16 protein-coding genes are annotated in these 23,184 nt (G+C 63.9%); 11 read left to right on the forward strand and 5 right to left on the reverse strand.

The window, feature by feature from the left end:
• The first annotated feature begins 207 nt into the window (after positions 1–207).
• The 3 genes from P0D68_RS06980 (at position 208) to P0D68_RS06990 (ending at position 5,271) form a co-directional block, all read left to right on the forward strand.
• Complete coding sequence (locus tag P0D68_RS06980) at positions 208–1,860, forward strand: acetolactate synthase large subunit (protein ID WP_091796098.1); 1,653 nt, start codon at positions 208–210, stop codon at positions 1,858–1,860.
• 169 nt (positions 1,861–2,029) lie between these two features.
• On the forward strand, positions 2,030–3,466 hold the full coding sequence (locus P0D68_RS06985) for an aldehyde dehydrogenase family protein (protein WP_408297139.1): 1,437 nt from the start codon (positions 2,030–2,032) through the stop codon (positions 3,464–3,466).
• A gap of 323 nt (positions 3,467–3,789) precedes the next feature.
• Entirely contained in the window at positions 3,790–5,271 is a 1,482-nt protein-coding gene (locus P0D68_RS06990) for a DEAD/DEAH box helicase (RefSeq protein WP_408297137.1), read from the forward strand.
• A gap of 18 nt (positions 5,272–5,289) precedes the next feature.
• Here the strand turns inward: P0D68_RS06990 and gluQRS are convergent, their stop codons facing one another.
• Positions 5,290–6,183: a tRNA glutamyl-Q(34) synthetase GluQRS gene (gene gluQRS / locus P0D68_RS06995; RefSeq protein ID WP_408297496.1), complete on the reverse strand. Its 894-nt coding sequence runs from the start codon at positions 6,181–6,183 to the stop codon at positions 5,290–5,292.
• 62 nt (positions 6,184–6,245) lie between these two features.
• Complete coding sequence (locus P0D68_RS07000) at positions 6,246–7,109, reverse strand: sulfurtransferase (protein ID WP_408297135.1); 864 nt, start codon at positions 7,107–7,109, stop codon at positions 6,246–6,248.
• A gap of 330 nt (positions 7,110–7,439) precedes the next feature.
• Here P0D68_RS07000 and dnaE point away from each other — a divergent pair, with 330 nt between their 5' ends.
• Positions 7,440–11,021 (forward strand): DNA polymerase III subunit alpha, encoded by a 3,582-nt coding sequence (gene dnaE, locus P0D68_RS07005; RefSeq protein ID WP_408183368.1) that lies wholly within the window; start codon positions 7,440–7,442, stop codon positions 11,019–11,021.
• 199 nt (positions 11,022–11,220) lie between these two features.
• Here dnaE and P0D68_RS07010 read toward each other — a convergent pair whose 3' ends face one another.
• A complete protein-coding gene (locus tag P0D68_RS07010) occupies positions 11,221–11,982 on the reverse strand; it encodes a glycosyltransferase family 2 protein (protein WP_408297133.1) in 762 nt (253 codons plus the stop codon).
• Between the two features lie 265 nt (positions 11,983–12,247).
• On the opposite strand from P0D68_RS07010, the gene msbA reads away from it, so the two are divergent.
• The 5 genes from msbA (at position 12,248) to P0D68_RS07035 (ending at position 19,309) form a co-directional block, all read left to right on the forward strand.
• Entirely contained in the window at positions 12,248–14,041 is a 1,794-nt protein-coding gene (gene msbA, locus P0D68_RS07015; protein ID WP_091796076.1) for a lipid A export permease/ATP-binding protein MsbA, read from the forward strand.
• 116 nt (positions 14,042–14,157) lie between these two features.
• A complete protein-coding gene (locus P0D68_RS07020) occupies positions 14,158–15,234 on the forward strand; it encodes a glycosyltransferase family 4 protein (protein ID WP_408297131.1) in 1,077 nt (358 codons plus the stop codon).
• Positions 15,235–15,579: 345 nt separating this feature from the next.
• The gene (locus P0D68_RS07025; RefSeq protein WP_408297129.1) at positions 15,580–16,707 is read left to right on the forward strand and encodes a glycosyltransferase family 9 protein; all 1,128 of its coding nucleotides are present in this window, start codon (positions 15,580–15,582) and stop codon (positions 16,705–16,707) included.
• Entirely contained in the window at positions 16,707–18,053 is a 1,347-nt protein-coding gene (locus P0D68_RS07030; protein WP_408297127.1) for an O-antigen ligase family protein, read from the forward strand. The genes P0D68_RS07025 and P0D68_RS07030 overlap by 1 nt, the downstream gene beginning before the upstream one ends.
• The gene (locus tag P0D68_RS07035; protein ID WP_408297494.1) at positions 18,050–19,309 is read left to right on the forward strand and encodes a glycosyltransferase; all 1,260 of its coding nucleotides are present in this window, start codon (positions 18,050–18,052) and stop codon (positions 19,307–19,309) included. The genes P0D68_RS07030 and P0D68_RS07035 overlap by 4 nt, the downstream gene beginning before the upstream one ends.
• 92 nt (positions 19,310–19,401) lie before the next feature.
• Here P0D68_RS07035 and P0D68_RS07040 read toward each other — a convergent pair whose 3' ends face one another.
• Positions 19,402–19,722: a hypothetical protein gene (locus P0D68_RS07040; RefSeq protein WP_408297125.1), complete on the reverse strand. Its 321-nt coding sequence runs from the start codon at positions 19,720–19,722 to the stop codon at positions 19,402–19,404.
• 87 nt (positions 19,723–19,809) lie between these two features.
• Positions 19,810–20,358: an ester cyclase gene (locus P0D68_RS07045; RefSeq protein ID WP_408297123.1), complete on the reverse strand. Its 549-nt coding sequence runs from the start codon at positions 20,356–20,358 to the stop codon at positions 19,810–19,812.
• Positions 20,359–20,573: 215 nt separating this feature from the next.
• Between P0D68_RS07045 and P0D68_RS07050 the strand changes: the two genes are divergently transcribed.
• Complete coding sequence (locus P0D68_RS07050) at positions 20,574–21,506, forward strand: recombination-associated protein RdgC (protein ID WP_408297121.1); 933 nt, start codon at positions 20,574–20,576, stop codon at positions 21,504–21,506.
• Positions 21,507–21,658: 152 nt separating this feature from the next.
• A complete protein-coding gene (locus P0D68_RS07055) occupies positions 21,659–23,086 on the forward strand; it encodes an HdeD family acid-resistance protein (protein WP_408297119.1) in 1,428 nt (475 codons plus the stop codon).
• Positions 23,087–23,184 lie beyond the last annotated feature (98 nt).

The following is a 23,184-nucleotide window of genomic DNA, read 5'->3' on the forward strand; positions in this document are numbered from 1 at the left end:
CTCCTGCCGCGCGGCATTGGCCGCCGGCCGCACATCATTCCCGTTCGAGTAGTAAGCTGTCTGGCGTGGCATCTGCAGCGCGCTCACGTTATGCCATCAAGCCATGCCGGGCGGTGTCCGCATGGCCGTCGTCGTCTTTCGATCGTCCGTTTCCGGACCCCGGCAAGGGGTCGCGGCCCGCGTCCGTATCATCAAGCGAGACCCTCAATGAAAGCATCGGACCTGTTCGTCAAATCGCTGGAAGCCGAAGGTGTCGAGTATGTGTTCGGTATTCCCGGTGAAGAAAACCTCGATCTGCTCGAATCGCTGCGCCGCTCGAAAATCCGTCTGATCCTCACGCGTCATGAACAGGCGGCCGGTTTTATGGCCGCCACTTACGGGCGTCTCACGGGGCGCATCGGCGTGTGCCTGGCGACCCTGGGCCCGGGCGCGACCAACCTCGTGACAGCCGCGGCGTACGCGCAACTGGGCGGCATGCCGATGCTGATGGTCACCGGGCAAAAACCGATCAAGGCGAGCAAGCAAGGGCATTTTCAGATCGTCGACGTAGTGCGCATGATGGAGCCGCTGACCAAATACACGCGGCAGATCGTGTCGGTCAGCAATATCCCGGCGGCGGTGCGCGAGGCGGTGCGTCAGGCGGAAGAAGAGCGGCCCGGCGCCACTCACCTCGAGTTGCCGGAAGACGTCGCGCATGAAGAAGGCGACGGCAAGCCGATTCCGAAGAGCTACAGCCGCCGTCCCATCGCCGAGGAAAAAGCCGTGGCGCACGCGGTCGAGGCGATCACCCGCGCGAAGCATCCGTTATTGATGATCGGCGCGGGCGGCAATCGCAAGACGACCACCAAGATGCTGCGCGAGTTCGTCGACCAGATCGGCATTCCGTTCTTCACCACGCAGATGGGCAAGGGCGTGATCGACGAATCGCATCCCATGTGGCTCGGCAACGCGACGCTCTCCGACGGCGACTTCGTGCACCGCGCGATCGACCACGCGGACTGCATCATCAATGTCGGTCACGACGTGATCGAAAAGCCGCCGTTTTTCATGCGCAGCGGCGAGGCCGGCGAGAAGACGGTGATTCACGTCAACTTCCTCGGCGCCGAGGTCGACACGGTGTACTTCCCGCAGATCGAAGTGGTCGGCGATATCGCCAACGCCGTGTGGCAACTCAAGGAAAGTCTCAAGGAGCGCCAGGAGCATTGGGACTTCACGCGCTTCAAGGAAATCAAGGAGCACTTCGAGGCGCATCTGATCAAGGGCCAGCACGACGATCGTTTTCCCATGTATCCGGTACGGATCGTCAACGACGTGTACGAGACCACGCCGGTGGACGGCATCGTATGTCTGGACAACGGCATGTACAAGATCTGGTTCGCCCGCTACTACCGCGCGCACGAACCGAATTCACTGCTGCTCGACAACGCGTTGGCTTCGATGGGCGCGGGGCTGCCGTCCGCGATCGCCACCAAGATCGTGCATCCGGACCGCAAGGTCATGGCCGTGTGCGGCGACGGCGGTTTCATGATGAATTCGCAGGAACTGGAAACGGCGGTGCGTCTGAGGCTGGATCTGGTGATTCTGATTTTGCGCGACGACGCGTTCGGCATGATCCGCTGGAAGCAGGAAAACATGAACTTCCCCGATTACGGCATGACGCTGAGCAACCCGGATTTCGTCGCGTATGCGCAGAGCTATGGGGCAAAGGGTCACCGTATCGAATCGGCGGCGGAGTTCGCGCCGCTGCTGCGCGAATGTTTCGTGACGCCGGGCGTACATGTGATCGATCTGCCGATCGACTATTCCGACAACGAGCGCGTGCTGAATCGCGAGATCAAGCGGCTGTCGGCGCAACTATGAACGGCGGGTGGCTTCACCGGCGACTGACAGGCGAGCGGAAAATGGGCGCGGCTAGTGCGCGGCACGCGAACGGCACACTAGTGGCAAGTGAGCAGCCAATGAGCAGCCAAGGGGCATGCCCCTTGCTGGCAGTCTTGCTTCTACAGGTATCGGATCAAGGAGACGCATCATGTTGAACAAGACCTACCCGTACTATCTCGCCAACGTTGCGGTGGCCGCCAACACCGATCTCGAAGTCACCGATAAATTCAGCGGCGAAGTCGCCACCCGCGTGGCGATGGCCGACGCCGCCGCGATCGACAAAGCGATCGGCCACGCCGTCGAGGCCATGCCCGCGCTGCGCGCTTTTCCGCCGTTCAAACGCCAGGCGGTGCTCGAACATTGCGTGAAGCGCTTTCGCGAGCGCTACGACGAACTGGCGCTCGCGCTGTGCATCGAGGCCGGCAAGCCGATCAACGACTCGAAAGGCGAGGTCACGCGCCTGATCGATACGTTCAAGGTGGCCGCGGAGGAGTCGGTGCGCATCGACGGCGAGATCGTCAATCTGGAGATTTCGCCGCGCGCCAAGGGCTACCACGGCTACGTGAAGCGCGTGCCGATCGGCCCGTGCTCGTTTATTTCGCCGTTCAACTTTCCGCTGAACCTGACCGCGCACAAGGTCGCGCCGGCTATCGCGGCAGGTGTGCCGTTCGTGTTGAAGCCGGCGAGCCGCACGCCGGTCGGCGCGCTCATCATGGGCGAGATTCTGGCGGAAACCGATCTGCCCAAAGGCGCATTCTCGATTCTGCCCGCGCATCGCGACGGCGCCGATCTCTTCACCACCGACGAGCGCTTCAAATTGCTGTCCTTCACCGGCTCGCCCGCGGTGGGCTGGGATTTGAAGAAGAAGGCGGGCAAGAAAAAGGTGATTCTGGAATTGGGCGGCAACGCGGCTGCGATCGTCGACGGCGATCAGGGCGGAAAGCTCGACTATGTGGTCGACCGGCTCGCATTCGGCGCGTTCTATCAGTCGGGGCAGAGCTGCATCGGCGTGCAGCGGATTCTCGTCCACGCCAGTTTGTATGACGCCTTGCGCGAGAAGCTCATTGCCAAGACCAAATCGCTCGTGATGGGCGATCCGAAAGACGAAAAGACCTTTGTCGGGCCGATGATCTCCGAATCGGAGTCCAAACGCCTCGCCGGCTGGATGGAAAGCGCGGTGCAGGCGGGCGCGAAAATCATTGCCGGCGGCAAGGTCGAGGGCGCGATGTTCGAGGCCACGCTGCTCGAAGGCGTGAAACGCGACACCGATCTGTATCGCAAGGAAGCGTTCGGGCCGGTGGCGATTCTGGAGCGCTTCGACGATTTCGACGCCGCGCTCGCGACCGTCAACGACAGCGACTTCGGCCTGCAGGCGGGCGTGTTCACGGATTCGCTCGCGCATGCGCATCGCGCGTGGGACAAACTCGACGTGGGCGGTGTGGTGATCAACGACGTGCCGTCGTTCCGGGTCGACAACATGCCGTACGGCGGCGTGAAGGATTCCGGGTTGGGGCGTGAAGGCGTGCGCTACGCGATCGAGGACATGACCGAGCTGCGCCTGATGGTGATGCGCGAGACGTGGTAGGACGGCTGTCACGCAACTGTCGTCTGAGCCCACTACGCTGCGAGCGAAGCGCGACGGCGCATGGGGGGGCCCGAGTGCCGGCGCCCCGGCTTTCGCCGGCGTAAGCAGAAAGCCGGCACATGCGCCATGAGTGTTTTTGCTGAAGTGCTACAATACCGGCCTTTCCGGCGGGTGTTTCCGCCGGCCGGAGCCGGCCGCATTTTTTCCCGCAATACTATCGGGTCCCGTGCGGAACGCCGTGGCTCCGCCTTCATCACAATGCCCTCTGCGGTTCCGACCGCTGCCGCGCGCACGCGCAAAGCGCATTTTTAGCGAAAGCCACCATGTCCGACACAGCCGTCACGCCCAGCACTGCGACTTTTGATCAATTCGGTCTCGCGCCCGACATCCTGAAAGCCGTCAAAGAATCGGGCTACACCATCCCCACGCCGATCCAGGCGCAGGCGATTCCCGTCGTGCTGGCCGGCCGCGACGTCATGGGCGCCGCGCAAACCGGCACCGGCAAGACCGCGAGTTTCTCGCTGCCGATCATCCAGCGCCTCTTGCCGCAGGCGAGCACGAGCGCGTCACCGGCCCGCCATCCGGTGCGCGCGCTGATCCTCACGCCGACCCGCGAACTGGCCGACCAGGTCGCCGCGAACGTGCAGTCGTATGCGAAGCACACTGCGCTGCGCAGCGCAGTGGTGTTCGGCGGCGTGGATATGAATCCGCAATCGGAGCAACTGCGCCGCGGCGTCGAGATTCTGATCGCCACGCCAGGCCGTCTGCTCGATCACGTGCAACAGAAGACCGCCAACCTCGGCCAGGTGCAGATTCTCGTGCTCGACGAAGCCGACCGCATGCTCGACATGGGCTTCCTGCCGGATCTGCAGCGCATTCTGAACCTGCTGCCGAAAGAGCGTCAGACGCTGCTGTTTTCGGCCACGTTCTCGGGCGAAATCAAGAAACTCGCTGCCACTTATCTGCACAATCCGCAAACCATTGAAGTCGCGCGCAGCAACTCGACTGCGACCAACGTAACGCAGATCGTCTTTGAAGTCGCCGAAGGCGACAAAACCGGCGCGGTCGTGCAACTGATTCGCGAGCGCAGCCTCAAGCAGGTGATCGTGTTCTGCAATAGCAAGATCGGCGCGAGCCGTCTCGCGCGCAGCCTCGAGCGCGACGGCGTGGTGGCGACAGCGATTCACGGCGACCGCTCGCAGAATGAACGGATGCAGGCGCTCGACGCGTTCAAGCGCGGCGAGATCGAAGCGCTGGTGGCGACAGACGTCGCCGCACGCGGCCTCGATATCGCCGAACTGCCGGCGGTGATCAACTTCGATCTGCCGTTCAATGCGGAAGACTACGTGCACCGGATCGGCCGTACCGGCCGCGCGGGTGCTTCCGGCGACGCCTTGTCGCTGTGCAGCCCGAACGAGCGCAAGCAGCTTGCCGATATCGAGAAGTTGATCAAGCGTCCGTTGGACGTGCAACGCCTGACGGTGGAAGCGCCGGTGCGCCACCACCATGAAGAGCGGGCGCCGCGTCGCGAGCGTAGCAGCGAAGGGCGGGAAGGGCGCGAAGATCGCGGCAGCCGTCGGCGCACGGGTGCGTCGTCGGGTTCGTTCGACCGGCCGCATCATCATCGCGCGCAACCGGTGGATGATTTCTTCCTGAAGCCGTATGAGCCGTCGCCTGCTTCGGTTCGCAAGGTCGAGGAGGCCGACGCTGCTTCGGCCGCGCCGCAGAAGTCCGCTTCCAAGCAGCCGTTGGCGGCGCTGTTGGGCGGGTTCGGAATGCCGAGAAAGTCGCCGTCGTCTTCCTGATCCAGGCGCGAATCGCGGTTATCCTGCTGCGGGTAATCCCATTCGTTTTGCCCATGCCACCGTGGCGGCGGCATAAAAGCCGTCTAGCGTTGTATGGTCCGCAGCGCTTTCCAGCTTGAGCCCCAGATGCCGCGCCGCCGCGCTCAGCGCGTCGAGTGGCTTATCGCTGTCCAGCGCCGTGGCGCCGTTCTGCTTGCTGAGTTTTTCGCCCTGTTCGTTCATGACGACGGGCACATGCAAATACTCAGGCGTCGGCACGCCCAGGCAGCGCTGCAAATAGATCTGCCGTGCCGTTGAATCCATCAAATCCGCGCCGCGCACAATGTGCGTGATGCCCGCGTCCGCGTCGTCGACGACCACCGCCAGTTGATACGCCCATTGGTCGTCCGCGCGCTTCAGCACGAAATCGCCCACCTCGGTGGCCAGGTTCTGTGTCTGCGTGCCTTGCCAGCGGTCCTCGAACGTGATGATCGCGGCGTCGCCGTCGGGCACGCGCAGTCGCCATGCGCGCGCCGGTTTGCCATGCAGGCCTTCGCGGCAGGTGCCGGGATAGGCGAGGGTGGTGTTGCGCGCATGCGCGTGCAGCAGCGAGTCGGCGATTTCCTTGCGCGTGCAGCCACACGGATAGATCATGCCGCCGGCCTTCAATTCCTCCAGCGCCTGCTGGTAGCGCGCGAGGCGTTTGCTTTGCCAGACAGGCGGTTCGTCTGCCTGCATGCCGAAGCGTTCGAGGGTGGCGAGAATGTCTTCGGCGGCGCCCGGCACGGTGCGCGGGCCGTCGATGTCTTCAATGCGCACGAGCCACGCTCCCCGATTCGCACGCGCGTCCAGCCAGCTTGCAAGCGCGCTGACCAGCGAGCCGAAATGTAGCGGGCCGGTGGGCGACGGCGCGAAACGTCCGCGGTAGGGCATGCCGGCCTTGGCCCCGGCCCGCAAGCCTCGGCCCGATTGTTGCGCCGGCTGCGCGGCCACCATCACGCGGCGCGTGCCGCCTTGCTGTCCGGATGACATTCCGGACACGTCTTGCCCGCCACGTACATGGGCGATTGTTGCGCTTCCGGCGAAACCACGGCGCGGCAGCCGAAGCATTGCGTCGTCTTGCTGGGCTCAAGTTGAGGATTGAGCGCGGTGCGGTAGTCGAACACGAAGCAGTCGCCGTGATAGTGGGCTCCGCCCACTTCCTCGAAGTACTTCAGAATGCCGCCTTCGAGCTGGTACACGTTCTCGATGCCCACGTCCTTCATGTGGATCGCCGCTTTCTCGCAGCGAATCCCACCCGTGCAGAACGACACAACCGTCTTGCCTTCCAGATCGGCGCGATTCTGCTCGATGACTTCGGGAAACTCGCTGAATTTCGTAATGCGGTAGTCGAGCGCGTTATCGAACGTGCCGACGTCGACTTCGAATGCGTTGCGCGTGTCGAGCATCACGACGGGGCGGCCTTGATCGTCGTGACCGCGGTCCAGCCAGTTTTTCAGCGTGGGCGCGTCGACGAACGGCGCACGGCCTAGCTCCGGCCGGATGGCCGGTTTTTTCATTGTGATGATCTCGCGCTTGAGTTTGACCAGCATGCGCGTGAACGGCTGCTTCTCCGACAGGCTTTCCTTGAACTGCAAATTCGCGAACTTGCCTTCGAACAGCGCGTCGTGACGGATGTAGTCGATGAACGCGTCCGTAGCCTCACGCGTGCCGGCGACGAACAGGTTGATGCCTTCCGGCGCCAGCAGAACAGTGCCCTTCAGGCCGAGCGCATTGCAGCGCTCCGTGACGAACGGGCGCCATGCGGCGGTGTCTTCGATAGTCGCAAATTGATACGAAGAGAGGTTGACGATACTCATAAGTGTCCAGCGGTAAGAGGTGACCGGCGTTGCGGAAAACGGGGCGCATTGGGCTCCCGCCTTCAGGCGCCACGCGGCACGGCCACGTCGAATGGGGCGAAACCCCTATTATCTCTCAACCCGGCGCGTTCCCCGACTCGGCCGAATGGCCAGCGGGTTGCGGTAGCGCAAATCGTTCTCGAACTTGCTGTCGATTTGCCGCGCTCAGGCGGACGTCCGCATGCTCCGCCACCTCAGAAACGCCTGTGCACGCGGCTCGCGCGTTTGCGCCCTAAGCCGGACGGCCAACGAGCGGTTTTGGCCTGAAAACTCCGGAACGGTGGAGTTACAATGTCGCCCATGTCAGATCCCCGCTTCGTTCATCTCCGCGTTCACTCCGAATTCTCGATTGCCGATGGCATCGTGCGCCTCGACGACGTCGTCAAGGCCGCCGCCAAAGACGGCCAGGGCGCGCTCGCCCTCACCGATCTCGGCAACGCATTCGGCCTCGTCCGTTTCTACAAGGAAGCCCGTGGCAAAGGGGTCAAACCCATTGCCGGCTGCGACGTCTGGATCACCAATCCGGACGACCGCGACAAGCCTTCCCGTTTGCTGCTGCTGGTCAAGGACCGGCGCGGCTACCTGAACCTGTGCGAACTGCTCAGCAAGGCGTCGCTCACCAACCAGTATCGCGGTCGCGCGGAAGTCGAGGCCGGCTGGCTCGAAACGGGTCTCGGCGAAGGGCTGCTCGCGTTGTCCGGCGCGCAGCAGGGCGACATCGGCCTCGCGCTCGCGGCGGGTAACGAAGAAGCGGCAAAGCGCAACGCGCTGCATTGGGCGAAGGTATTCCCGGGCGGCTTTTATATCGAGTTGCAGCGCTGCGGTCAGCCCGGCGGCGAGCACTACGTGCAGCAGGCGGTCGCACTCGCGGCGTCGCTGAAACTGCCGGTGGTCGCCACGCATCCCATGCAGTTCATGACGCCGGACGACTTCACCGCGCACGAAGCGCGCGTGTGTATTTCCGAAGGCGACATTCTGGCCAATCCGCGCCGCCCGAAGCGCTTTACGTCCGAGCAGTATTTCCGCACACAGGAAGAGATGGCCGCGCTGTTCGCGGACATTCCGTCGGCGCTCGCCAACTCGGTGGAAATCGCCAAGCGTTGCAACCTCACGCTCGAACTCGGCAAGCCGAAGCTGCCGCTCTTCCCCACGCCCGACGGCATGTCGCTCGACGACTACCTCGTGCATCTGTCGAAAGAGGGCCTCGAAAAGCGTCTCGAGCAGCTTTATCCGGACGAAGCCGAACGCGCGGCGCAACGTGCCACGTACTACGAGCGCCTCGAATTCGAGTGCGGCACGATCATCAAGATGGGCTTTCCCGGCTACTTCCTGATCGTGGCGGACTTCATCAACTGGGCGAAGAACAACGGCGTGCCGGTCGGTCCGGGCCGGGGCTCGGGCGCCGGGTCGCTGGTCGCATACGCGCTCGGCGTGACCGACCTCGATCCGCTGCGCTACAACCTGCTGTTCGAACGTTTCCTGAATCCGGAGCGGGTGTCCATGCCCGACTTCGACATCGACTTCTGCCAGCACGGCCGCGATCGCGTGATCCAGTACGTGAAGGAAAAGTACGGTGCGGACGCCGTGTCGCAGATCGCCACGTTCGGCACGATGGCGGCGAAGGCTGCGGTGCGCGACATCGGCCGCGTGCTCGATCTCGGCTATATGTTCACGGATGGCATCGCCAAGCTGATTCCGTTCAAGCCGGGCAAGCACGTCACCATTGCCGACGCGATGAAGGAAGAGCCGCTGCTGCAGGAGCGCTTCGACAACGAAGACGAAGTGCATCAGCTGCTCGAACTCGCGCAGCGCGTGGAAGGGCTGACGCGTAACGTCGGCATGCACGCGGGCGGCGTGCTGATCGCGCCCGGCAAGCTGACCGATTTCTGTCCGCTGTACACGCAGGGCGACGAAAGCGGCGTGGTGAGCCAGTACGACAAGGACGACGTCGAAGCCGTCGGCCTCGTGAAGTTCGACTTCTTGGGTCTGACCACGCTCACGATTCTCGACTGGGCCGAGCGCTATATCCGGCGTCTCGATCCGTCCAAGCAGGACTGGTCGCTCGGGCAAGTGCCGCTCGACGACCCGGCGTCGTTCTCGATCCTGAAGAAAGCGAATACGGTCGCCGTGTTCCAGCTGGAAAGCCGCGGCATGCAGGGCATGCTGAAAGACGCGCAGCCTGACCGCTTCGAGGACATCATCGCGCTGGTCGCGTTGTACCGTCCGGGCCCGATGGACCTGATTCCGAGCTTCTGCGCGCGTAAGCACGGCCGCGAAGTGGTGGAATATCCGGATCCGCGTGTCGAATCTGTTCTGAAAGAGACCTACGGCATCATGGTCTACCAGGAGCAGGTCATGCAGATGGCGCAGATCATCGGCGGCTATTCGCTGGGCGGCGCCGACTTGCTGCGTCGCGCGATGGGTAAGAAGAAGGCCGAGGAAATGGCCGAACATCGCGAGTTGTTCCGCCAGGGCGCCGCGAAGAACGGTCTGACCGCTGAGAAGGCCGACGAAATCTTCGACTTGATGGAGAAGTTCGCGGGCTACGGCTTCAACAAGTCGCACGCGGCCGCGTACGCGCTGCTGGCGTATTACACCGCATGGCTGAAGGCGCACCATCCGGCGGAATTCATGGCGGCGAATATGTCGCTCGCCATGGACGACACGGACAAGGTCAAGATCCTGTTCGAAGACTGTCTCACGAACAAGATGGCGGTGCTGCCGCCGGATGTGAATCTGTCCGCGTATCGCTTCGAGCCGGTCGCCGAGCCTGACGGCAAGCGCTCGAAAACGATCCGCTACGGCCTCGGCGCAATCAAGGGCAGCGGCCAGAACGCGATCGAAGAAATTCTGCGCGCGCGCGAAGACGGTCCGTTCATCGATATTTTCGATTTCTGCAACCGGGTCGACCGCCGCATCGTCAATCGCCGCACGGTTGAAGCGTTGATCCGCGCTGGCGCGTTCGACACCTTGCATGCGAACCGCGCGCAACTGATCGCGTCCGTTTCGCTCGCCATGGAAGCCGCCGAGCAGGCGAGCGCCAACGCGCTGCAAGCGGGCCTGTTCGACATGGGCGACGCGCCGTCGCAAGGTCACGAACTGGTCGACGAGCCGGAATGGCCGGAAAAGAAAAAGCTGCAGGAAGAGAAGGCCGCGCTCGGCTTCTATTTGTCGGGCCATCTGTTCGACGCCTACAAGAACGAAGTGCGCCGCTTCGTGCGCCAGAAGATCGGCGAGTTGAAGGAAGGCCGCGACAAGCTGGTCGCGGGTGTGATCGCGTCGCTGCGCACGCAGATGACCCAGCGCGGCAAGATGCTGATCGCGCTGCTCGACGACGGCACCGGGCAATGCGAAGTCACGGTTTTCAACGAAACGTTCGAAGCGCACAAGCAGCTGTTCAAGGAAGACGAACTGCTGGTCGTGCAGGGCCAGGCGCGTAACGACGCGTTTACCGGCGGGATTCGCTTCACTGTCGACACGGTCATGGACCTCGGCCGCGCACGCTGCCGTTACGCTGAGGCCGTGAAGGTGCAGATGAACGGCAACGCGGACGCGCTGGCATTGCGTCGTGTGCTTGAAGCGCATAGCGCAGGCAAGGACGAACCGCCGGCGGCAGCGGCGCCGGCGGCTTCATCGCGCGGCGGGAACGGCGGTGGCAACGGTGGTGGCCGCAATGGTGGCGGCTACGGCGGCGGCGGGCAGCGTCAGGCGGTACAGATTCCGAACGGGCTCGCCGTGCAGGTGGTGTATCGCAGCCAGAACGCGGAAGGTGAAATGCGTCTGGGCGACGCGTGGCGCGTGAAGCCGACCGACGAACTGCTCGCGGCGTTGCGCGGCGAGTTCGCCGGAAGCTCGATCGAGATCGTGTATTGATGGTGGGTTGATGCTGGCTTTTGCCGCGCCAATGGCGCGGCAAAACCCGACTGTGACTCGCAGCGGCGAATCCCTGCGACGCGGGCATGAGCGAGTGCCGCTAAGCACGCCGCGTTATCAGGCGAGTGATCTTTCATGGGCGCGAGGCAATCAGCCGGCTAGACCAACCGACGGTGATTGGCGACCCATGCCCCGAAAGCTAGCGCCGCGCCTTCTCCCTCAAGCGCGCCAGCTTCAAAAAGCGGTAATACACCGTCTCCGCATTGAACACCGCGATCATGAAACCGGCGCGGCCGTCCAGAAAACCGCGACGCAGCAAATAAGTCCGCACGAACGCCCACGCGCCGCGCCCGAGCGCCTTGCCGAAGCTGCCTCGCTGGCCCGCCACGTGACGTTGCTGGGCGCCCGCGGTCGAATATGCGTCGAGCTTGCGCAGCACCCCTTCGAAGTCCTCGTACGAGTAATGCATCAGCTTGCCGGTGAGACGCTGCGCCGGCGTGTCGAACACCAGCCGCTCGTGCACCAGGTCGTCGGAGAAGCGCGCGGCGCCACGTTTGAACAGACGCGGAATCCAGTCCGGATACCAGCCGCTGTGATGAATCCAATGCCCGCAAAAACTCGACAGCCGGTCTACCGCATAAACGTCGGCGGTGGGGGCGGCCAGCGCCGCGCGGATCGCTGAGGCCAGCTCCGGTGAGACGATTTCGTCGGCGTCGATCGAAAGAATCCAACCGGTGCCGAGCGCGTCGACCGCGCGATTCTTTTGCGGGCCGTAGCCCGGCCAGTCGGTCTGTTCGATCACGCGAGCGCCGTGCGAGCGAGCGATGTCGGCGGTGCCGTCCGTGCTGCCGCCGTCGATCACGACGATCTGATCGGCGAACGCCACGGCTTGCAGGCATTCAGCCAGCCGCGCCGCCGCGTTTTTGGTGATGATGGCGACGCCGAGGGTGGTTTCTTGCATACCTGAGTAGCGTGAAGGGCAAAATGACGGAACGCTTCGCACCAGCCGGCGCCCCCCAGGCATGTTGCGCGAAGCAGCGGGCATAAGCGGGCTGCCGAAGCGAGTGGCCGAAGCGAGTTGCCGAAGCGAGTTGCCGAAGTATACACAGCCGATCCCCAACCGCCGACGCCCATCCCCAACCGTTTACAATGCTCTTTTTTGATATTCCGCCCGGCCGGCATTCCGTCTGCCGCGCGGTTGCCGTCCCGCATTCTCAGAGGATTCCTTGAGCGCGAAGCCAACGTTAAGCAAACCCATCGGTACAGGTGAGGCGTCGTCTCCCTCCGTCGTCTTTAAAAGGCTGTGGCCGTATATCAAGCCGCTGATCTGGGTTCTCCTCGGCGCAATCGTTGCAATGGCCGTCAGCGCCGCGACCGACGCGGCGATTCCCGCGTTGCTCAAGCCTTTGCTGGACAAGGGCTTCGGCGCGCATGCCAACGACAAAACCAAGTGGTTCGTGCCGGCCGCGGTGATCGGCCTCGCGCTGGTGCGCAGCCTGTCGCAATATGCATCCGGGTATCTGCTTGCCTACGTGACGAACAAGATCCTGCTCGATCTGCGTCTGAAGATGTTCAGCCGCATGATTCATACGAGCGTCGCGTTCTTCCAGCGCGAAACCGCGAGCACGGTGATCAACGCGATCGTCTTCGAGGTGAACCAGATTCTCAACGTGCTGCTGAGTGTGCTGGTCACGCTGGTGCGCGATTCGCTCACCGTGGTCTTCCTGCTCGGCTATCTGTTCTATCTGAACTGGCGTCTGACGCTGATCGTCGCGGTGCTGCTGCCGGCGATCGGCTGGCTGGTCGGCAAGATCAACCGCCGCCTGCGCCGTCTGAACCGCGAGCATCAGTTGCTGACCAATGAGCTGTCGTACATCGTCGAAGAGTCGGTGGGCGGCTACAAGGTCGTCAAGGTGCACAACGGCGAGCAGTACGAGATGGATCGCTTCGAGTCGATGAGCAAGCGTCTGCGCGGCTATGCCATGCGCATGACCGTGTCCGGTGGACTCGCGCAACCGTTGACGCAGTTCCTCGCGTCGATCGCGCTCGCCGTGGTGATTACGATCGCGGTGGTGCAGTCGTCGTCGGATCAGACCACGGTGGGCGGCTTCGTCGCCTTCGTCACGTCGATGCTGCTGATCATCTCGCCGCTCAAGCACCTGATGGACGTGAACCAGCCGCTGCAGCGCGGCATGACGGCGTGCGAGCTGATTTTCGGCCTGATCGACGAGCCGTCCGAACCGGAAGGCGGCGGCAAGCCGCTGGAACGCGCGCGCGGCGAAGTGGAGTTCCGCGACGTCTCGTTCAACTACAGCGCGAACGCCACGCACAACCGCCACACGCTCGACCAGGTGTCGTTCAGGGTGGCGCCGGGTGAAATGGTCGCGCTCGCGGGCCCGTCGGGCAGCGGCAAGACCACGCTGGTGAATCTGCTGCCGCGCTTTTTCGATCCGAGCGGCGGTCAGATTCTGGTCGATGGCGTCGCGATCCCCGAATACGATCTGCACGCGCTGCGCAGCCAGATCGCGATGGTGAGTCAGGACGTGGTGTTGTTCAACGACACGGTCGCCAATAACGTCGCGTACGGACAGGTCGCCGATCCAGACAAGGTCAAGGCGGCGTTGCGCGCGGCCAACCTGTGGGACACCGTCGAGGCCATGCCGAAAGGCATCGAAACGCTGGTCGGCGACAACGGCATGATGCTCTCGGGCGGCCAGCGGCAGCGTCTGGCGATTGCGCGGGCGATCTACAAGGACGCGCCGATCCTGATCCTCGACGAAGCAACGTCGGCACTGGACTCCGAATCCGAGCGCCACGTCCAGGCCGCGCTGGAAACGCTGATGAAGGGCCGCACGACGCTCGTCATCGCGCACCGCCTGTCGACCATCGAGCGTGCCAACCGGATTCTGGTGATGGAAGCGGGGCGGATCGTCGAGAGCGGCAGTCATCGTGAACTGCTGGCGAAAGACGGGCTGTACGCGCATCTGCACCGCATCCAGTTCCAGCAGAGCGCGGCGTAACGCACGCGACACGTCGATCGGCCATTCGGGTCTCCATTCACGCGGTTCGCCAGCGCGGACCGCGCATGACTTGCCCCTTAACATTTGACGAGGCGCTGGCTCGCGCTGTCTGCTGAATGAAGAAACTTGGACTTTCCAGTAACGCGCTGCAGCACAGCGGCGGCCTAGAGCGCTACGCCATGGACCTGGTGCGCGGCCTCGCCGCGCGCGGCATCGAGCCGGCTTTCTTTGCGCGTCGCTTCGATGCGTCGCTGGCGGAATACGCGATGGTCGAGCCACACCGCATCAACGTGTCGTTTCTGCCGGGCAAGTTGCGCGACCGCTGGTTTTCATGGCGGCTGCGCGGCGCACGTCGCGCGGCGCAAGTCGATGTGCTGATCGGCTGCAACCGCGTCGACTCGTCCGACATGGCGATCTGCGGCGGCACGCATCTCGGCTTTTTACGGGCGACAGGGCGTGCGCAGAAGCGTTCGGACCGCTGGCAGATTGCGCTCGAGCGCCGTCAGTACGAGCGCTCGAAGGTCGTGGTCGCGCATTCGCAACTGATGCACGACGAACTTCGCGAACTGTACGGCGTAGACGAGGCGAAAATCCGCGTGTTGTACCCCCCCGTGGACGGCACGCGTTTCGCACCGACCGACGCCGCGACGCGCGCCACCCTGCGTCGCAAATATGGTTTTGCCGACGACGAGATCGTCCTGCTGTTTCCGTCGAGCAGCCATGAGCGCAAGGGTTTGCCGCTTATCGAAGCCGCGCTGCGCGACACGGCGCTGCCCGTGGTGGTGGCCGTGGCCGGACGGCCGCCCGCGCGTACGTCCGGGCGGCTGCGCTATATCGGCTATGTGAAGGAGCTCGCCGAGTGTTATCAGGCCGCGGATTTCACGATCCTCGCATCCACGTATGAGCCGTTCGGGCTGGTCGGTATCGAATCGGTGATGTGCGGGACACCGGTCATTTTCCCGTCGACCATTGGCTGCTGCGATGCGATTGCCCCTCACGCGAAATTCATTTTCGCACCGGACGACGTGGCGGATCTGCGTGCCACGCTCGAGCGGGCGGTGGCGGCGCATCGCGACGGCGTGCGTCGCGCGCCGTCGGAACGGGCCCGCGATGCGGTGCTTTACGACCCAGGCGTAGCCACTCACGTGGACGCGCTGCTGAGGTTGGCCGAGCAACTCGACGCGACGCGTTAGGGGCCGCCGGACCCTTGTCGCACAAGGAGCGGGCGGCCTTGCTGGCGCGGTTTCGCGCCGTTCCGCGGCAGGGTCACATGTTATAATTTTTCACTCTTAACGCTCGAACTCAATTCGGGCCGAACACCCACTTATTTCATCGAGCTTTCCATGCCGGCCTGGACAGGCGGCGGGCGAGAAGCGCCGCATCCCGAGCCGCGCCGGCCCGTCGTGACGGGGCCGTAGCCGCTGCACTGGAGGCCTTCGGGAAGAATACCGCTGGAGATTGTGCATGGCGAACGCGACCTCGCGCCGGGTATCGGCGCACAGCAAGATCGCGGCGGGAACCAACGCGCCGATGAGCCTATGAGTCGGCTTGCCGGGCGTCTTCGTATTTTTGCGCGGGCTATCCCGCGACTGTTGATCAAGCCACTGCGCCGCGAGCCACGGCAACCGCGCAGCATTCTGATTGCACACCATTTGTTGCTTGGCGACACGCTGCTGCTCACGCCGCTGCTCGCCAAGTTGCGCGCGCAATATCCGCAAGCGCAGATCGTACTGACCTGTCCGAAGGCGATCGTGCCGCTGTATGCCGGTCGGCCTTTCGACGTCACGGTCTTGCCCTTCGATCCGCGTGATGCGAAGTCGGTGCGGGACGTTTTGCTTTCCGGACCTTACGACCTCGGCATGGTGCTCGGCGACAATCGTCACAGCTGGCTCGCGTTGGGCGCGGGCTGCCGCTGGATCGTCGGACACGCGGGCGATGAGCCGGCCTGGAAGAACTGGCCGCTCAACCGGAGCGCGCCGTATCCCGCGGCGCCGGCCGCGTGGGCCGACCTCGCCGCGGAACTGGTCGACGGACCGCCGCCGCGCGCTTACGCGCCCGCCGACTGGCCCGCGCCGCAGCATGCGGCGTTACCCGAGCCGTCGCTACTGGCGAAACCTTACGTCGTGCTTCATCCGGGGGCGAGCACCAGCGTCAAACGCTGGCCCAATACGCGCTGGCGCGAGCTTGCGCAACGTGTGGAAGCGCTTGGCTATCTGCCGGTCTGGACCGGCGGCCCCGGCGAAGCCGAGCTGATTCGCGCGATCGACCCGGACCCTCATCATCCCAACCTGGCGGCGCGGCTTGGCCTCGGCGAGTTGTGGCATCTGTTTGCCGGCGCACAAGCCGTGGTTTGTCCCGATACCGGGGTCGCGCATCTGGGGCGTCTGATTGGGGTGCCCACGCTTGCGCTGTTCGGCCCGGGCAACGCTTCGATTCATGGCGCGGGGCGCTACTGGCGCGAAGTGCCGTTCGTGCCCATTACGATCGCGGAGATGCCCTGTCGCGATCAGCCTTTTATATTCCGCCGCAAGGTAGCATGGGTGCGGCGCTGTGATCGCAACGAGACGACCTGTGTGGCCTGGCGCGGCGACCATGCCGAGTGTATGGGCCGGCTGTCTGTCGAGTCGGTGTACAACGCATTGCAAAATGTTCTGGTGAAAGTGTAATGACTCACACGGCTGCGCGAGTGGAGCGCGTGTTATGGGTTGCCTGTCCCGTGATTCTGTTCGTGGTGATGTTCGGCCACATGACGGCGCTCGTCTTCAATGCGCTCGCACTGATGGCGCTCGGCGTCGTGGCGGCCGCCTGTTCGGCGAACCGGCCATCGCTATTGAAGTGGCCGCTGGTGCTGCCCATCGTGGGTTGGGCCGGCTGGAGCCTCGCTTCTGTCGCATGGTCCATGTATCCGATGATCAGCCTGCACGCGTGGTGCGACGAGGTGCTCTATCCGCTGGTGTCGTTCTGGGGCTTCTGGCTGTTCGGCACCGAACTGCGGCGGCCGGCGCCCGTGGTGCTCGTCAACTGGGGCGCCTGCGTGGTGCTCGCCGTGATCAGCGCGCTCTACTGGGGGCATCTGCAGCCGCCCACCGCCAATACTTTTCCGCTGCATTTCTATAATCGCGTCGGCCATACCAGCACGCTCGCGGTGTTTGCCATGCCGCTCTTCGCCGGCTTCCTGCTGAAGCCGCGTTGGCGCGTGATCGGCGCGAGCGGCATCGTGCTGTGCCTGTTCATCGGACTGGCGACCCTCAATCGATTCTTCTGGCCGGCGGCCGCCGTGACGCTTCTGGTCGCGTTGTTTCCGCTCTACCGGCGCCGCCTGTTGCTGGCGGTGCTGGTCGTCGCCGTGGTCGGCGCAGCCGGCGTCGGCACGCTCGAGTTCAGCTCCCGTCTGCGCACGGCCGGCACCGCGCCCGCCGCCAGCCAGCCGCGCGACGTCGCGATCGACGGTCATCAGGTCTACGTGCCCGGCTCGCTGTCCGCGATCGGCGACACGGTATCGGCTGACACGCGTCCGAAGCTGTGGGCGTTTTATGTCAGCGAAGCCGAACGCCATGCGTGGGTCGGAGTGGGCTTCGGCAAGCCGTTGCCGGGGATCGTCTATCGTGGCGAAATGCCCGCCAGTTTGCTGGCGGTCGAACCGCAGGCGCTGACTCACGCGCACAACCTGTTCATCAACACGTGGTTGCAGACGGGCTTCATCGGCGTCGCGCTGCAGACGGCGTTGTTGCTGTGCCTCGTCGCGCGCTTCTGGCGGCTTCGGCGGGTCGAGCCCTGGTTGTGCGCAGCGGGCGTCGCGCTGGTGGCCGGCATGATCGCGAAAAATACCACCGACGATTTCATGTGGCAGACCACCATGCTCGCGTTCTGGGCGTTTGCTGGCCTGCTGCTGGGTTGCGCGGAGCAAGTCGGCGCATCCGGCGAAGCGTCGCTCGACACTGTACGCGGCAAAGCCACGGCAGCACGCAGTGAACAGCGGCGTGAAGCGCCAACAGCCAAGCTGGGCGAATAACCAAGGTGACCAACGCAAACCCGCACGCTACCGAAGCTGACCGCACGCCGCTGCGTATCCTGTTCCATATCAACGATTTCGGTAAAGGCGGCACCGAGACCGCGCTTCTGTCGTGGCTCAAGACGCTCGACCGGCGGCTGTTCGCGCCGAGCCTCTCGGTGGCGTATCCGACCGACGACCTGTTGTTCTGGCGCGCGCAGTCGATCCCCGACGACGTGCCCGTCCATGTGCTCGCCTCATCGAAGTGGATGTACTCGCTTCATCAGGAGGCCCGAAAGCGCAAGCTGGGCAAGGGCGAGAAGTTATTGCACAAGCTGCTGACCTATGGCGCGATCCGGCCGCTGGCTGCGCTGCGCATGCGGCGTCTCTCCAGGCAGCACGATCTGATCTGCGATTTCGATTTCTCGCTGCGCCACGTGGCGGGAAGCGGCCATGTGCCCTGGTTCGGGGTGAGCCATTTCAGCCTGGCGGCGCGGCTCGGCAGCAAGAGCGCGCGCTACATCGCCCGGCGGGTCAAGCATTACTCACGTTACTCGGCGATCGCCGTGCTGACGCCCGCCATGCTGCGCGAGGCGCAGGAACTCTTCTCGGCAACCGCGCTGGATATCGTCGAATTGCCGAACGTGATCGACGTCGATGCGCTGCGGCGCGCGGCACGTGCGCCGATCGAACGGCCGGCCGACTCGTTCATCGTTTCGGTGGCGCGTCTGGACGAAGGGCAGAAGGATCACAAGACGCTGCTCAGAGCCTACGCTCAGGTGCGCGAGCGTGGCCGTTGCAAGGCGGCGCTCGTCCTGATCGGCGAGGGGCGCGACCGGCGCGAACTGGAGCAACTCGCCGACGAACTCGGGATCGGTACAGCGGTGCATTTTCTGGGTTTCTGCGCGAATCCAGCGCCTTACATCCGGCAGGCGGAACTGCTGGTGTTGAGCAGTCGTTACGAGGGTTTCGGCATGGTGCTCGGCGAGGCCATGGCGCTCGGCACGCCGGTGCTGTCGGCGGATTGTCCGACCGGGCCAAGGGATTTGCTGGAAGGCGGCAAGGCCGGCCTGCTAGTGCCGGTCGGCGACGAGGATGCGATGGCGCGCGCAATCGAACGTCTGCTGACCGACACGGAACTGCGCCGCACGCTCGTGCAAGCAGCGCAGCAAAAGGTCGAAACGTTCACGCCGGCCAGCGCCAACCAGCGCATGCTGGAACTGGCGTTGCGCCTTTCGGCGCCACAGGATTCACAGGCCGTGCAGGCGTTGCGCTGAAGCGCGCGCCAGGCTCACGCGCACTGGCGCTGTGCCGTTGCACGATGCAGGATTCGCCGGGCGCACCAACGTTACGCTGAACCGCGCCAGATTCACACGCCGCCAGTCACCAGTGGCAACACGGTCAGATCTGGATGCGTGCCTTCCACAATGCTGCGTCCCACATGTACACCTTCGTACAACGCCTCGTCCTCGCCCGCGAAGCTCTCTTCGCCGTCGGCGTGAAACGGCACCGCATGCCCTGGGATGGTCGGGTCCGCGCCAGGATGGCAAACATAGCCGACGTACGTATAGCGGTTATCCGCTGCGCCCGGCGCGTGCCCCTCGCTGGGCGGGTTTTTCGGACGAGGTGCCACGTGAATCTCGAAACCCTCGTATTCCACCATTTGCCAGGGTGCGGTTTCATCGGCCATGGCCGCCTCCGTCTAGGTCGCGCGCTTCTCAAAAAGTCTAGGTGATTTGAAGCTGAAGCGCGCTCCCAAACGGATACGGCAAAACCACTACGGCTTGATGGCGCCGAGTTGCTTGAGCAGCGTCAGATTGTCTTCAAGGTGCCAGTTCTCGACAATGCGGCCGTCCTTCACGCGATACAGATCGAAGGCCTGGAAGTCGATGGTCTGGCCGTTGCCTTTGAGGTTCTGGAACTGCCCGGTGAAGTGTCCGTGGAAATGCAGATGAACCGAGGCCCGGTCGCCCGCCACGACGAGGTCGTCGATCTCCGCGTGGAGATCGGGCACCGCCGCACGAAATCCCTTCGATGCCTGCAGCGGACCATCAGGACCTTGCGGGCGGCCGTCCGGCAAGGTGCGGTCCATGAAGGCCGGCGACAGCGCGAGTTTCGCGTAGGCCTCGTCGCCGGTGTTCCAGAAGGCGGCGTAGCGGCGCGCGCTTTGCACGATTGCGGCGGATTGCGCCGAGTTCGATACGACGGCGAGATGGTGCGGCGCGGGCAAGTCGGCGTCGCTCGCGGCATGGGCGCTCAGCGCGCCCGCGAGGCTCGCGGCAACCAACACATGACGGGCGATTCGGGACATCGGCGAGGCGGACATGGTGCGCTCCAGAGAGAGTTGAAGTGGATGAAGCGCATTCTCTGGCCAATGGCCGTGTTTGATAATTGGTCTGTCGCTTAAAGGATTGTCTATCCATTTTTGAAAATGACCGCCGTTGTATGAGCGTTTGGCTGACGCAGCGAGTCAGTTCAGCCGGACGCGCGATGTCTATCGTCAGATAGAATGGTGCGCTTTGCCCGTACACGACTCTGCCCATGTGGTTCAAAAACCTTCAGCTTCACCGTCTTCCCGCTCCGTGGTCCGTCACCCCAGAACAGATGCAGAAGTGGCTCGCGCCGCACGCGTTCGCGCCCGGCAACAGCGTCGAGATGCAAAGCCACGGCTGGGCACCGCCGCGCGAGAACGACGCTAACGACTCGCTGGTGTACGCGCTCAATGGCCAGATGCTGCTGGTGTTTCGCGCCGAGAAGAAACTCCTGCCGGCTTCGGTCGTCACGCAAGTGACCAAGGCGCGCGCGCTCGAACTCGAGGAACAGCAAGGCTTCAAACCGGGCCGCAAACAGATGCGCGAACTCAAGGAGCAGGTCACCGACGAACTGCTGCCGCGCGCCTTCAGCATTCGTCGCGACACGCGCGTGTGGATCGATTGCAAGAACGGCTGGCTCGTGATCGACGCCGGCTCGCAGGCGGTTGCCGATGAAGTGCGCGGCCTGCTGGTGAAGTCGATCGATCAATTGCCGCTCGGCACGGTGCGCGTCACGCATTCGCCGGTCGCGGCCATGACTGAATGGCTGCTTTCAGGCGAAGGTCCCGCGGGCTTCACGCTCGATCAGGACACCGAGCTGCGTTCGCCCGCGGAAGGCAACGCGACCGTGCGCTACGTGGGACATACTTTGGATGCCGAAGATATGCGCCGCCATATCGAAGCCGGCAAGCAATGCATGCGGCTTGCCATGACGTGGAACGATCGTGTGTCGTTCGTGTTGACGCCGTCGCTCACGATCAAGCGCATTGCGCCGCTCGACGTGCTGAAAGAAGCAAGCGATCCCACCGCGCAAAACGACGACGAACGGTTCGACTCCGACCTCACGCTGATGACCGCCGAACTCGACCGCATGCTGTGCGATCTGCTCGACGCGTTGGGCGGCGAGCAGGGCGAAGCGGTTCCGCAAGCCGCAGCGGCATAAGAGACTTCAGTTGCCGGCACGCCGGCGCGTCTGAATAGGGCGCGCCGCGTGCGTGTGGCAGCCTCGTCGTGGCGAAGCATTGTGCGCCCGATCCGTGAACGTGTATAAGATGGCGATCGGCAGCAGCGCGCGTCAGTCACGGAGGGCTTGCGATGGTTCGTCTCGTCATGATTCTGCTGGGAGTCGATTATCTGCGCACGCGCTGGCGGTCGCTGCGGCTCATCGGCTGCATCAGTGTGCTGCTCGGCGTCTTCGTGTTCATCGACGCGCTCGATAGCGCGCTTTACTTTCCGATCACACCGTTCGCGTTACTCCTGTTGCTGGAAGGTCTCGCCACGCTGGCCGTCGCCTGGACCGGCATGGGCGGGCAACGCACGCTGCGCTATGTGAAAGGCATTGCATTCGCCACTGCGGCGGCGTTGATTCTGGTCGGCCACGAGCACGGCAACTTCATTCTGTCGATGATCTTCGGCACGCTCTTTTTCGCCGATGGACTGCTGCAGATCGTCTCGGCCAACGTGGTCCGCTATCGCACGTGGCGGCTCGCGATGATCGGCGGTGGCGTCGAAATCGCGCTGGCGATTTTCTTCTATCAACCTTATCCGACTCACTACGTCGGCACGGTGCCTTACTGTCTCGGTCTCGGCCTGATCTTTGGCGGCTGGAACATGCTCCTGCTGAGCACGCGAGTGCGGCGGCTCGCTTCGAATCCTGCTGCCGCCGCGAGCCCCGGGCTTGCCGCGAAAGATTCCGCGGCGGATGCCGGCATCGCTGCCGCGAGCGAACTCGCTGCCAGCCGTGTGATCGCCCACGAATGGGACGGTCCGCCCGCCGCCGACGAAGCCGCGTTGACCGTGCATGTGTGGACGCCGGTCGGGTCGGCAAAAGGCGAGGCGCGGCGGCAGCCGATCGTCGACCGTTATATCGCGGCGGTGGATCGCAATGGCGTGATATCGACCGGTCATGCCGCGCTCGAATCGCCCGAGGGCATCTACATCAGCCTTTATCCGGGTGTCGAGATCGATCGCTCGCCCGACGACTTCGCGCGGCTTTTACGCGCCACGCGCGAGAACGACGTGCCGGGGCTATTCCAGCCCGATTACGCGACCGAGTCGAAAGCGTGGTGTGCTTCGACGGTGCAGGTGCGAATCCGCAACTACGATCCTGTCCGGCTGCGCCGCTTCTGGGACACGTATCGACAGGACACCACATACAACCTCACGCACCGCAACTGTTCGAGCACGGTCTCGCGCGCACTGGAGGCCGCGATCGAAGGGGCATCGGCGCGCGTGTGGGGCGGTCTCGGCGGATGGCGGCCGTTTCTGCGCGTGATCGCGACACCCGAGTTGTGGGTCGCGGCGCAAGTGCGCAAGCGAGCCGCAACGATGGCATGGACGCCAGGCCTCACGCTCGACTATGCGCGCGCCCTCAGCATGCTGGCCGATCCGCGGCCCTCGGGCTGGGTCAAGATGGCGCGCCTTGCGCTGCGCCGAATGGTTCGTTCGCGCCAGCAATGGCGTGAGGAAGCACGACATGCGCGCGGCGATGAGGATGCGGCGCGTGGCACGGTGCGTGAATGAGGCGCGAATGAGGCGTGCATGAAGCGAGGGTGAGCACGCTCGCGGGCAGCGTTGCCCAACTTCGACGTCGCGGTAAAAATGGCAGTCACATCAATAGC

The organism is Paraburkholderia sp. RL17-380-BIE-A, assembly GCF_046028085.1.
Lineage (GTDB): Bacteria > Pseudomonadota > Gammaproteobacteria > Burkholderiales > Burkholderiaceae > Paraburkholderia.